Below are 12,164 nucleotides of genomic sequence, written 5' to 3' on the forward strand. Positions count from 1 at the left end.
AAGGCCCCGGGGAAACCCCGGGGCCTTTCCATTTTTCCACCTGCGGATGACGCTCAGTGGGCGATCACCGTGGTCGGCTCGTCCTCGCCGACCACCGGGCGGCGGGCGACCGGGAGCGGCTCTTCCCACTCGATGCGCTCCGGCACCCTCACGAGGGCGTGCTGAAGCACCTGGTCCATCCGGGAGACCGGGATGATCTCCATCCCGTTCTTCACGCTGTCGGGCACCTCGGCGATGTCCTTGGCGTTCTCCTCGGGGATGAGGACCGTCTTGATGCCGCCGCGCAGGGCAGCGAGCAGCTTCTCCTTCAGACCGCCGATGGGCAGGATGCGGCCACGCAGGGTGACCTCTCCGGTCATCGCCACATCCTTCCTCACCGGGATGCCGGTGAGGGTCGAGATGATGGCGGTGGCCATGCCGATACCGGCCGACGGACCGTCCTTCGGGGTCGCCCCTTCCGGAACGTGGACGTGGATGTCGCGACGCTCGAACAGCGGCGGCTCGATGCCGAAGTCGAGGGCCCGGGAGCGGACATAGCTCGCCGCCGCCGAGATCGACTCCTTCATCACGTCACGCAGGTTGCCGGTGACCGTCATCTTGCCCTTGCCGGGCATCATGACGCCTTCGATCGTCAGCAACTCGCCGCCGACCTCGGTCCAGGCGAGACCCGTCACCACGCCGACCTGATCCTCCTCGTCAATCTCGCCGTAGCGGAACTTCGGCGCGCCGAGGAAGACCGGCAGGTTCTCCTCGGTGACGGCAACGGCCTTCACCTTGGTGATGAGGATCTCCTTCACCGCCTTGCGGATCAGGTTCGAGATCTCGCGCTCCAGGTTACGCACGCCCGCTTCCCGCGTGTAACGGCGGATGAGCATGAGGACGCCGGAATCGTCGATCTCCCATTCCTTGGCCGTGAGGCCGTGCTTCTTCACCGCCCCCGGGATGAGGTGCTTGCGGGCGATCTGAAGCTTCTCTTCCTCGGTGTAGCCGGCGATGCGGATCACCTCCATGCGGTCCATCAGGGGCGCAGGGATGTTGAGCGTATTCGCCGTCGTCACGAACATCACGTCCGAGAGATCGTAATCGACCTCCAGGTAGTGATCGTTGAACGTGCCGTTCTGCTCCGGGTCGAGCACCTCGAGGAGAGCCGCGGACGGATCGCCGCGGAAGTCCTGGCCCATCTTGTCGATCTCATCGAGCAGGATGAGCGGGTTCGAGGTCTTGGCCTTGCGCATCGACTGCACGATCTTGCCGGGCATCGAGCCGATATAGGTCCGGCGGTGACCGCGGATCTCGGCCTCGTCACGCACACCACCCAGCGACATCCGGACGAATTCGCGACCGGTCGCCTTGGCGATGGACTTGCCGAGCGAGGTCTTGCCGACGCCGGGAGGACCGACGAGGCACAGGATCGGACCGGTGAGCTTGTTCGCGCGCTGCTGCACGGCGAGATACTCGACGATGCGCTCCTTGACCTTTTCCAGACCGAAATGGTCCTGGTCGAGCATGACCTGGGCGCCCAGCAGATCCTTCTTGATCCGCGACCGCTTCGACCACGGGATGCCGAGCATCCAATCGAGGTAGTTGCGCACGACCGTGGCCTCGGCCGACATCGGCGACATCTGGCGAAGCTTCTTCAGCTCGGCCATCGCCTTCTCGCGGGCTTCCTTCGAGAACTTGGTCTTCTCGATCTTCTCTTCGATTTCGGCGAGCTCGTCCTTGCCGTCCTCGGAATCGCCCAGTTCCTTCTGGATCGCCTTCATCTGCTCGTTGAGGTAGTACTCGCGCTGGGTCTTCTCCATCTGCCGCTTCACGCGGGTCCGGATGCGCTTTTCCACCTGCAGCACGGAGATCTCGCTCTCCATCAGCGACAGGACGCGCTCGAGGCGCTCCGCCACCGTGGGGATTTCGAGGATCGCCTGCTTGTCGGCGATCTTGACCGCGAGATGCGAGCCGACAGTATCGGCGAGCTTCGACGGCTCGTCGATCTGGGTAACCGCAGAGACCACCTCGGGCGAGATCTTCTTGTTGAGCTTCACGTAGTTCTCGAACTCGGAGATGACCGAGCGGGCGAGGGCCTCTGCCTCGACGGGATCGCCGAGCTCATCCGTCAGCGTCTCGACATCGGCTTCGTAGAAGGAATCCGACTTGTTGAAGTTCGTGATCTTGGCGCGGCCCGCGCCTTCGACGAGCACCTTCACGGTACCGTCGGGCAGCTTCAGGAGCTGAAGGACGCTGGCGAGCGTGCCGATCTTGTAGATCGCATCGGTCGACGGATCGTCGTCGCTGGCATTGATCTGGGTGGCCAGCAGGATGTGGCGGTCGGTGCGGACGGCCTCTTCGAGGGCGCGGATCGACTTCTCGCGGCCGACGAAGAGCGGCACGATCATGTGCGGGAAGACGACGATGTCACGCAGGGGCAGAACGGCGTAGGAGCCCGTCGAACCCGGGACGACCGGCTGGCGAGATTTCGATTGGGTCATGTCGGACTTCCTCTTGATGGATTCCGGGCTCTAGCTCCTCGAAATGAGCAAGCATCCTGCCACGGACCGACCAGTCCGCATCGCGGGGTCGGAAGCATCGCTGAACTGTGAGGCTGGAGGCGGGACACCGCACCTCAGAAGGTGAGCGTGCGGCCATCGCCGTCTGACACTTCAGATGGAAGCCGGGGAGAGCTTTTTCAAGAATTCTCCCCGGACCGTTTCGGCGGCTAAGTCTCTGCCGCCGCTTTGCGCCCTCAGGCGCTGACGCTCGCGGGAACGTCCTTGTTGCGGTCGCCATGGATGTAGAGCGGGCGCGACTTGCCCTCGACCACCTCGGGACCGATCACCACCTGCTCCACCGAATCCAGGCCGGGCAGGTCGTACATCGTCTCGAGCAGGATCGTCTCCAGGATCGAGCGCAGGCCGCGGGCGCCGGTCTTCCGCTCGATGGCCTTGCGGGCCACCATGGAGAGCGCCTCTTCCTGGAACGTCAGGTCGACATTCTCCATCTCGAACAGGCGCTGGTACTGCTTCACCAGGGCGTTCTTCGGCTCCTGCAGGATGCGCTTGAGGGCGACCTCATCGAGGTCCTCCAGCGTCGCCAGCACGGGCAGACGGCCGACGAACTCGGGGATCAGGCCGAACTTCAGCAGGTCCTCGGGCTCGACATTGCGGAAGATTTCGCCGGTGCGGCGGTCGTCCGGGGCCTGCACGGTCGCGCCGAAGCCGATCGAGGTGCCCTTGCCGCGCGCCGAGATGATCCGCTCCAGCCCGGCGAACGCGCCGCCGCAGATGAAGAGGATGTTGGTGGTGTCGACCTGCAGGAATTCCTGCTGCGGGTGCTTGCGACCGCCCTGCGGGGGCACGGAGGCGACGGTGCCTTCCATGATCTTCAGGAGGGCCTGCTGCACGCCTTCACCCGACACGTCGCGGGTGATCGACGGGTTGTCGGACTTCCGCGAGATCTTGTCGATCTCGTCGATGTAGACGATGCCGCGCTGCGCCCGCTCGACATTGTAATCCGACGCCTGGAGCAGCTTCAGGATGATGTTCTCGACATCCTCGCCGACATAGCCGGCTTCGGTCAGCGTCGTCGCGTCGGCCATGGTGAAGGGCACGTCGAGGATGCGGGCGAGGGTCTGCGCGAGCAGAGTCTTGCCCGAACCGGTCGGCCCGATCAGCATGATGTTGGACTTCGCCAGCTCGACGTCGTTGTGCTTCGAGGCGTGGGCGAGGCGCTTGTAATGGTTGTGGACCGCGACGGAGAGAACCTTCTTCGCGAAATCCTGGCCGATGACGTAATCGTCCAGGACGCGGCGGATCTCCTTCGGCGTGGGCACGCCGTCGCGCGATTTCACCAGCGAGGACTTCGATTCCTCACGGATGATGTCCATGCACAGTTCGACACACTCGTCGCAGATGAACACCGTCGGGCCCGCGATCAGCTTGCGGACCTCGTGCTGGCTCTTGCCGCAAAACGAGCAGTACAGCGTGCTCTTCGAGTCGTTGCCGCCAGTCTTGCTCATATCGGTCTCCGTTCGCGGGTGCGACGCCAGCCCCGGGGCGCACGCGCATCTTCTAAGATCTAAGGGCGCCCGCCTAAAGAAACAGTCACCTGCGCGCTTTCTGCCGGTAGGTCAGACTCGCGATGCAAGCATGCTGCCGCGACGGGATCAAGGCAAAGCCGCATTGGCGGCCCGCCTCTAAAGGACGCGCCGGGGCCGCCATGCGGCCACGGCGCGGTCGAGATCAGGCTGCGGCCGGCTCGGGACGCTTCTGGATCACTTCGTCGATCAGGCCGAATTCCTTGGCCGCGTCGGCGGTCATGAAATTGTCGCGCTCGAGCGCCTGGACGATGGTGTCGTAGTCGCGGCCGGTATGCTTCACGTAGATCTCGTTGAGGCGCTTCTTCAGCGCTTCGATCTCGCGGGCATGGATCAGGATGTCCGTGGCCTGGCCCTGGAACCCGCCGGACGGCTGGTGGACCATGATTCGGGCGTTCGGCAGGGCGAAGCGGTGGCCGGGCTCACCGGCGGTGAGCAGCAGCGATCCCATCGAGGCGGCCTGGCCGACGCAGAGGGTCGTCACCGGGCAGCGGATGAACTGCATCGTGTCGTAGATCGACAGGCCCGACGTCACCACGCCACCGGGCGAGTTGATGTAGAAGGAAATTTCCTTCTTCGGGTTTTCGGCTTCGAGGAACAGCAGCTGCGCGACGATCAGCGAAGCGCCGTAATCTTCGACCGGGCCGGTGAGGAATATGATCCGCTCACGCAGCAGGCGGGAATAGATGTCGAACGCACGCTCGCCGCGGCTCGACTGCTCGACCACCATGGGAACGAGTGCGCTGTTATAATAGTCGACCGGATCTCTCATCATTCTCGTGCCCCAGGCTTCAAGGGGTCCGGCCGCGCGAATGGCGCGCGAGCCGGACGTGTCAGCGAACTACGGCGGCGGTGAACGCCGCCTTTACATCCAAGCCCGCCGCCCTTTTCGGAGCCTCGAGCTCAATCGGCCTTTGCGACGGCCGGGAGATCGTCGCCCGAAGGAGCCTGGGATTTGTCCGTCTCCGACTCCGTCGATCCGGCGCTGGCCGCATCGGCGTCCTCATCCGCGAACAAAGCATCCTTCGAAACGGGCTCTTCGACCAGCTTCACCTGGGCGAGGACATGGTCGACGACCTTCTCCTCGAACAGGGGTGCGCGAAGCTCGGCCAGGGCCTGTGCGTTCTTCCGGTAGAAGTCCCAGACCTGCTGCTCCTGCCCGGGATACTGCCGGACACGGGCGATCAGGGCCTGGTTCACCTCGTCGTCACTGACCTTGATATCGGCGGTCTCGCCCACCTGCGCAAGCACCAAGCCGAGACGGACGCGCCGCTCGGCAATCTTGCGGTACTCGGCCGTGGCCTTTTCCTCGGTGGTTCCCTCGTCCTCGAAGGTCTTGCCGCGGGTCTTCAGGTCCTGCTCGACCTGGGCCCACACGGCAGCGAATTCCTGGTGGACGAGGCTCGGGGGCAGGTCGAAAGCGTACTTGCCGTCGAGGGCGTCGAGGAGCTCCTTCTTGAGCTTGCGGCGCGACTGGGCCTCGAAATCACCACCGAGGGCGCCGGCGACGGCTTCCTTCAGCTTCTCCAGCGATTCCATGCCGAAGCCCTTGGCGAGCTCGTCGTCGATCTTGGTCTCGCCCGGAGCCTGGATCGCCGTGACGGTCACGTCGAACTCGGCATCCTTGCCGGCGAGATGCTCTGCACCGTAGGCCTCGGGGAAGGTCGACTTCACCACCAGCGACTGGCCGACCTTGGCGCCGACCAGCTGGTCTTCGAAGCCGGGGATGAACGAGCCCGAGCCGAGCTCCAGATCCACGCCTTCGCCCTTGCCGCCGTCGAACTCGACGCCGTCGATCTTGCCGACGAAATCGATCGTGACGCGGTCGCCCGTGGCGGCCTCGGCGCCCTCGTCCTTCGGGGTGAAGGCGCGGTTCGAGGAGGCCATGCGGTTGATTGCCTCGTCGACCTCTTCGTCGCTCGGCTTGGCGACCTGCTTCGTCAGGGTGACGTCGGACAGGTCGACGAGCTCGAAGCTCGGCAGGACTTCGAGGGCGACGTTGAAGGACAGGTCGTCCTTGGCCTCGAGCGCCCGGTCGACGATGGAAGCCTCACCGGGGAATTCGATCTTCGGCTCGAGGGCGAGCTTGAGGTTGTTGTCGGTGACGATCTTCTGGTTGGCCTCGTTGACCGCGTTCTGCAGCACGTCGGCCATCACCGAGCGGCCGTAGAGCTTGCGCAGATGGGCCACCGGCACCTTGCCGGGGCGGAAGCCCTTGATCTGGGCCTTGTCCTTGAGGGTGGACAGCTCGGTCGTCAGGCGCTCTTCGAGCTCCTTGGCGGCCAGAAGCACCTGGAACTCGCGCTTCAGACCCTGGGAGAGTGTCTCGGTCACCTGCATCGTCGTCTTCCCGCTGTCGTCCGTGTGATCGGTCAAAAAATCTCGAATGGCGCCGCCGTCGAGGGCGGGACACCACAGGCGGCGTTTGACGAAGCACGCCCGACCGGAGGCCGACTCCGAGCGGCAGAGCGGGCCGGCCATCGCTGTGAGCCATTCCGTTCCCAACGGCGAAGGCTGGTGCGGGCGGAGGGGCTCGAACCCCCACGACTCTCGTCACTGGAACCTAAATCCAGCGCGTCTACCAGTTCCGCCACGCCCGCAAGCGCCAACGCCCGGCGTGCCTTTTCAGCCGCCAGAGCGCGGTCCTATAGCATGCGCGCGCAAGTCCGCAGCAAAAAAATAAGACCTCGCCCATCAGGGGCGTGGCGGCGGTTGGCGCCGCGCGGGACCGCCGTCTACAAGCGGGCGAAAGCGCCGGATGCGCCTGAGCATCCCTTCATTCCCGTCCGAGGTGATATGCCGAGTTCCGACCTGAAGAATGACCACCCGCCCTCGGAGACCGGCGGCCTGTCCCGCCGTTCGCTGATCGGCCGGGCGGCGGCCCTCGGCCTTGCCGGACCGGCCTTCATCGCGGGCGCGGTGGCGCAGACGGGATCGGGCAAGGCGACCCCAAAGGCAGCGCCCGTGCCGGCCAAGCCGGCCGAGACCAAGCCAGCCGAGACCAAGCCGGCCGAGCCGTTGCCCGAACCGCGCGCGCTCGTCGCCGGACCGGGCACGAACCGCCTGAAACCCGAGCCGGCCGCCGAGACGCCGATCTGGACCTTCGACGGCAAAGCGAGCCTTCCCGTCATCCGGGCGAAACTCGGCGACACCGTCCGCCTGCGCGTCGAAAACAAGACGGACAAGCCGCTCTCCCTCCACTGGCACGGGGTCCGCAACCAGAACGCCATGGACGGCGTCGGCGGCGTGACCCAGCCGCCGATCGCTCCGGGGACGGACTTCACTTACTCCTTCGTCCCGCCGGATGCGGGCACGTTCCTGATCCGGCCCCTCGTTGTGGGCGGTTCGAGCGAACCGTCGGGGCGGGGCCTTGCCGGCGCGTTGATCGTCGAGGAGACCTCGCCGCCCTCGCTCGACCAGGATCTCACCTTGTTGATGCAGGATTGGCGGCTGGAGGAGAACGGCGCGCTGATGCCGTTCGGGCAGGCGGCTTTCGCCGCGGCCTCCGGGCGCCTCGGCAATCTCGTCACGATCAACGGTAAGCCGGTTCCCGAAGCGGTGGAGGTTCGCCCGGGATCGCGGATCCGCCTGCGGCTCGGCAATGTCTGCAACGCGCGCGGAACCCGCATCCGGTTCGAGGGCGCCAAGGTCTACGTGGTGGCGGTGGACGGCCAGCCCACCGACACGTTCGAGCCGTTGCGGGCGACGCTGCCCTTCCCCCCCGGCACCCGCTACGACCTGATGCTCGACATGCCGGCGGAAGCCGGCGCCAGCGTCACGGTCAATGCCCTGGTGGGCAACGGCCTCGTCCTGGCGACACTCACCGTCAAGGGCCAGCCGGTGACGGAGAAGCGTCCGCCGATCGCACCGGTGGGCGAGAACAAGCTCCTGCCCGCCGAGGTCAAGCTCCAGAACGCAATCCGCCGCGACATCGCGATCACCGGCGGCGCCAAGCTCGACAAGGACAAGCCCAACGCCGAACCGGCCTATTCCGGTGATCCGAATCGGGTCTGGGCCATCAACGGGATCACGGGAGCCTCCGGCACCGCTCCCTCCTTCACTGTGAAGCGCGGCCAGGTGGTGGTCCTGGCGATCCGGAACGACACCGCCTTCCCGCAGGCCCTGCACGTCCACGGCCACGCCTTCCGGCTGCTTCACCCGCTGGACGACGGCTGGGAGCCCTATTGGCTCGACACGTTCCAGCTGCTCGAAGGCCGCACGGCCCGGATCGCCTTCAAGGCGGACAATCCCGGCCGCTGGGTCATCGGCTCCACGGTGCTGGAGCGGTTCGACACCGGATTGTGGACGAGCTTCGAGGTCACTTGACCAGGCCGGCGAGAACCCGCGGCATCATCTCCGGCAGATCCTCGGCGACGAGACCCGGCCCATGCCGCAAACCGGCATCGCCGTGGAGCCAGACCGCCGCGCAGGCGGCCTCGAAGGCCGGCATGCCCTGCGCCAGCAGGCCGGCCGCGAGGCCGCCGAGGACGTCGCCCGAACCGGCCGTGCCGAGATAGGGCGTGGCGTGGTCGTTGATCGCGGCGCGTCCGTCGGGGGCGGCGACGATGGTATCGGCGCCCTTCAGCACGACGACCGCCCCCACGAGGGAGGCCGCCCTCAGGGCCCGTTCGAGCTTGCTCGCCTTCGGGTCGATAGCGGCCGTATCGGCAAAGAGGCGGCCGAACTCACCGGAATGCGGGGTCAGCACTGCCTGCCCCCCGCCATCCGCGATGAAGCTCGCCAATTGGTCGACCTGACCCTTGAAGCTCGTGAGCGCGTCGGCATCGAGGACGAGGCTTCGCCCGACGCCGGCCGCCACGGCGACACGCTCGCGGGTCGCCTCGCCGCTCCCCATGCCGGGGCCGGCGAGGATGACGTTGAGGCGCTCGTCCACGAGGAGATCGTCGAGGTCGTCTGCGGTCTCGCATGGCGTCAGCATGATCGCGGTCAGATGCGCGGCGTTCTCGGCCATGGCGGCGGTGGGGGAGGCCACGGTGACGAGGCCGGCCCCGACCCGCAACGCCGCCCGTGCCGCGAGGCGGATCGCCCCGGTCTTGAAGGCGGGCCCGGACAGGGCGAGGACATGCCCCCTCGTGTATTTGTGACTCACGGCGTCGAGCCTCAGAAAATCAGAGCCCCAGAGATCGGGCCCGTTGCGCCAAACCCTCGGAGTGCCGGCCAGTCCTTCCTGGATGGCGGCATCGCCGATGCCGATATCGGCCACATGGAGATGGCCGCAATGGTCGCGGCCCGGCTGCAGCAGGTGGCCCGGCTTCAACGCGACGAAAGTCACCGTCTCGCGCGCCCTGAGCGCCACCCCGCGTAGAGCGCCCGTATCGCCGTCGATCCCGCTCGGAATATCGACGGCGAGAACGGGCACGTTCGCCGCCGCGACCCGCTCGACCATGGCCTTCGCCGCGCCGTCGAGGTCGCGGGACAGGCCCGCCCCGAACAGGGCATCGATGACGAGGGCGGCCCCCGCCGGATCGGCCTCGGATAGGACGGACCCCTCCCAGTCAGCGGCGGCCAACGCGGCGTCGCCGGTCAGGCTCTCCACCGGCACGGTGCAGACGAGGTCGACCGCATAGCCGCTGCGTTCGAGGAGGCGGGCGGCAATGAGACCGTCCCCACCATTGTTGCCGGGTCCGCACAGGACGAGGATGCGGGAGGGCGCGGCGACCATCGTGGCGGCCCTCTCGGCCACGGCGGCGCCCGCTCGGCGCATCAGCTCGATCCCCGGAACGCCCGCCGCTATGGCGGCGGCGTCCATTCTCCGCATCGCTTCGACGGTGATCAGACGGTGTGGGGGCATTCGAAACTTCGCCTTGTCCATGTGTCCATGCCTGCGCACCGCTCATGCCGCGCCGTTATTTCAGGCGCAAAGCGGGCTTGGCTGAAACGATTTGCATTCGTTGCCTACCGAATGGGCAATTTAACGCCTGTCTCGGGGAAAACGGCGTGGCGAAGGCCGTGCCGCGATGGTAGGAAAAGGGCCCGGAGCAGCATTCAGGTCAGGCCCGTTCGGCATGAAGAAGATCGAAGCGATCATCAAGCCATTCAAGCTGGACGAGGTGAAGGAGGCCCTTCAAGAGGTCGGCCTTCAGGGCATCACCGTGATCGAAGCCAAGGGGTTCGGCCGGCAGAAGGGCCATACCGAGCTCTATCGCGGCGCCGAATACGTGGTCGATTTCCTGCCCAAGGTGAAGCTCGAGATCGTCCTCTCCGACGCTCTGGTCGAAGGTGCCGTGGAAGCCATCCGCAAGTCGGCCCAGACCGGACGCATCGGCGACGGCAAGATCTTCGTCTCGACCATCGAGGAAGCGATCCGCATCCGCACCGGCGAGACCGGCACCGACGCGATCTAGCGCCCGCTTCCGGCGGATGTTCCGGCATGGCTCCGGCCGGCCGGCGGCGGCGGTCGAACGGAACGATGGGGCGAAGGCGCCGGCCTGTTACAATCCGGCCAAGCGCGGCTCTAGCCTCGCGCCGCCCTAGAAGCTAAGTCCCTCGCGCACGCCCCTTCCCAATCCGCGGCACGCCACCGCGTGGTGCGGCAAAACCACGGCCGAGACAGGCTGAGCCTCGAAGGAGACACAGGGATGGCAAAGACCGCCGATCAGGTCCTCAAGGAAATCAAGGACAACGACGTCAAGTACGTCGATTTCCGCTTCACCGATCCCCGGGGCAAGTGGCAGCACGTCACGTTCGACGTGTCCCTCGTCGATGAGGAAATCTTCGCCGAAGGCACGATGTTCGACGGCTCGTCGATCGCCGGCTGGAAGGCGATCAACGAATCCGACATGCTGCTGATGCCCGACCCGGCGACGGCCTGCATGGACCCGTTCTTCTCGGCCTCCACCATGTCGATCGTCTGCGACGTGCTCGAGCCCTCGTCCGGCCTGCCGTATTCGCGCGATCCGCGCAGCACCGCCAAGCTCGCCGAAGCGTTCCTCAAGTCCACCGGTATCGGCGACACGATCTATGTCGGCCCCGAGGCCGAGTTCTTCGTGTTCGACGACGTGAAGTTCGGCTCCGACCCGTACCATACCGGCTTCCAGCTCGATTCGGTGGAACTGCCGACCAACGGCTTCACCGATTACGAGGGCGGCAACCTCGGCCACCGCGTCGCCACCAAGGGCGGCTACTTCCCGGTGCCGCCGCAGGATTCGGCGCAGGACATGCGCGGCGAAATGCTGGCCGCCATGCAATCCATGGGCGTCAAGGTCGAGAAGCACCACCACGAGGTCGCCTCGGCCCAGCACGAGCTCGGCATGAAGTTCGACACGCTGACCCTGCTCGCCGACCACATGCAGATCTACAAATACGCGATCCACAACGTGGCCCAGAGCTACGGCAAGACCGCGACCTTCATGCCGAAGCCCGTCTACGGCGATAACGGCTCGGGCATGCACGTGCACCAGTCGATCTGGAAGGACGGCAAGCCGATCTTCGCCGGCGACAAGTATGCCGATCTCAGCCAGGAATGCCTCTGGTACATCGGCGGCATCATCAAGCACGCCAAGGCGCTGAACGCCTTCACCAACCCGTCCACCAACTCCTACAAGCGTCTGGTGCCCGGCTACGAGGCCCCCGTGCTGCTGGCCTACTCGGCCCGCAACCGCTCGGCCTCCTGTCGTATTCCGTGGACGACGAACCCGAAGGCCAAGCGCGTCGAGGTCCGCTTCCCCGACCCGATGGCGAACCCCTACCTCGCCTTCTCGGCCCTGCTGATGGCCGGTCTCGACGGCATCATCAACAAGATCGATCCGGGCCCGGCCATGGACAAGGATCTCTACGACCTGCCCCCGCGCGAGTTGAAGAAGATCCCCACCGTCTGTGGCAGCCTGCGTGAAGCGCTGACCAACCTCGACCGCGACCGCGGCTTCCTGAAGGCCGGCGGTGTGTTCTCGGACGACCAGATCGACTCCTTCATCGAACTGAAGATGACGGAAGTGATGCGCTACGAGATGACCCCGCATCCGGTCGAGTTCACGATGTACTACTCGCTCTGAGGCGAGCGGGTCGGGCGCGCTCGCCCGGCCATTCGGACAATGCGCGACGCCGGGGCCTCGAAAGG

Annotated in this window: 8 protein-coding genes and 1 tRNA gene; 3 read left to right on the forward strand and 6 right to left on the reverse strand. The window is 66.0% G+C overall.

The annotated features are described in order from the left end of the window. Positions 1-53: 53 nt before the first annotated feature. From lon to AC0IXR_RS07125, 5 genes are all read right to left on the reverse strand, one after another. A complete protein-coding gene (gene lon / locus AC0IXR_RS07105; protein WP_056430302.1) occupies positions 54-2,483 on the reverse strand; it encodes an endopeptidase La in 2,430 nt (809 codons plus the stop codon). Positions 2,484-2,737: 254 nt separating this feature from the next. Beyond that, a complete protein-coding gene (clpX, locus tag AC0IXR_RS07110; RefSeq protein WP_019904739.1) occupies positions 2,738-4,009 on the reverse strand; it encodes an ATP-dependent Clp protease ATP-binding subunit ClpX in 1,272 nt (423 codons plus the stop codon). A 223-nt stretch (positions 4,010-4,232) separates the two neighbouring features. Further along, positions 4,233-4,859, reverse strand: coding sequence for an ATP-dependent Clp protease proteolytic subunit (locus AC0IXR_RS07115; protein WP_026176059.1), 627 nt, complete (start codon positions 4,857-4,859; stop codon positions 4,233-4,235). Positions 4,860-4,990: 131 nt separating this feature from the next. Continuing rightward, the gene (tig, locus tag AC0IXR_RS07120) at positions 4,991-6,427 is read right to left on the reverse strand and encodes a trigger factor (RefSeq protein ID WP_056430576.1); all 1,437 of its coding nucleotides are present in this window, start codon (positions 6,425-6,427) and stop codon (positions 4,991-4,993) included. A gap of 175 nt (positions 6,428-6,602) precedes the next feature. Then, a tRNA-Leu gene (locus tag AC0IXR_RS07125) sits at positions 6,603-6,687 on the reverse strand. A 196-nt stretch (positions 6,688-6,883) separates the two neighbouring features. Here AC0IXR_RS07125 and AC0IXR_RS07130 point away from each other — a divergent pair. Beyond that, positions 6,884-8,413: a multicopper oxidase family protein gene (locus AC0IXR_RS07130; protein WP_471760181.1), complete on the forward strand. Its 1,530-nt coding sequence runs from the start codon at positions 6,884-6,886 to the stop codon at positions 8,411-8,413. On the opposite strand, the gene AC0IXR_RS07135 is transcribed toward AC0IXR_RS07130, so the two are convergent. Further along, on the reverse strand, positions 8,406-9,899 hold the full coding sequence (locus tag AC0IXR_RS07135; protein WP_471760182.1) for an NAD(P)H-hydrate dehydratase: 1,494 nt from the start codon (positions 9,897-9,899) through the stop codon (positions 8,406-8,408). The genes AC0IXR_RS07130 and AC0IXR_RS07135 overlap by 8 nt on opposite strands. 214 nt (positions 9,900-10,113) lie before the next feature. Here AC0IXR_RS07135 and AC0IXR_RS07140 point away from each other — a divergent pair, with 214 nt between their 5' ends. Both AC0IXR_RS07140 and glnA read left to right on the forward strand, forming a co-directional pair. Further along, the gene (locus AC0IXR_RS07140; RefSeq protein WP_003600526.1) at positions 10,114-10,452 is read left to right on the forward strand and encodes a P-II family nitrogen regulator; all 339 of its coding nucleotides are present in this window, start codon (positions 10,114-10,116) and stop codon (positions 10,450-10,452) included. A 234-nt stretch (positions 10,453-10,686) separates the two neighbouring features. Next, entirely contained in the window at positions 10,687-12,099 is a 1,413-nt protein-coding gene (glnA, locus tag AC0IXR_RS07145) for a type I glutamate--ammonia ligase (protein ID WP_056430308.1), read from the forward strand. Positions 12,100-12,164: the final 65 nt, after the last annotated feature.

This window comes from Methylobacterium sp. AC832, assembly GCF_979256025.1.

What these genes read in the sequence shown, in the direction of transcription:
- AC0IXR_RS07115 (WP_026176059.1), bottom strand. Translation starts at nt 4,859, where the DNA reads ATGAGAGATCCGGTCGACTATTATAACAGCGCACTCGTTCCCATGGTG.
- lon (WP_056430302.1), bottom strand. Translation starts at nt 2,483, where the DNA reads ATGACCCAATCGAAATCTCGCCAGCCGGTCGTCCCGGGTTCGACGGGC.
- tig (WP_056430576.1), bottom strand. Translation starts at nt 6,427, where the DNA reads ATGCAGGTGACCGAGACACTCTCCCAGGGTCTGAAGCGCGAGTTCCAG.
- glnA (WP_056430308.1), top strand. Translation starts at nt 10,687, where the DNA reads ATGGCAAAGACCGCCGATCAGGTCCTCAAGGAAATCAAGGACAACGAC.
- AC0IXR_RS07135 (WP_471760182.1), bottom strand. Translation starts at nt 9,899, where the DNA reads ATGCCCCCACACCGTCTGATCACCGTCGAAGCGATGCGGAGAATGGAC.
- AC0IXR_RS07140 (WP_003600526.1), top strand. Translation starts at nt 10,114, where the DNA reads ATGAAGAAGATCGAAGCGATCATCAAGCCATTCAAGCTGGACGAGGTG.
- AC0IXR_RS07130 (WP_471760181.1), top strand. Translation starts at nt 6,884, where the DNA reads ATGCCGAGTTCCGACCTGAAGAATGACCACCCGCCCTCGGAGACCGGC.
- clpX (WP_019904739.1), bottom strand. Translation starts at nt 4,009, where the DNA reads ATGAGCAAGACTGGCGGCAACGACTCGAAGAGCACGCTGTACTGCTCG.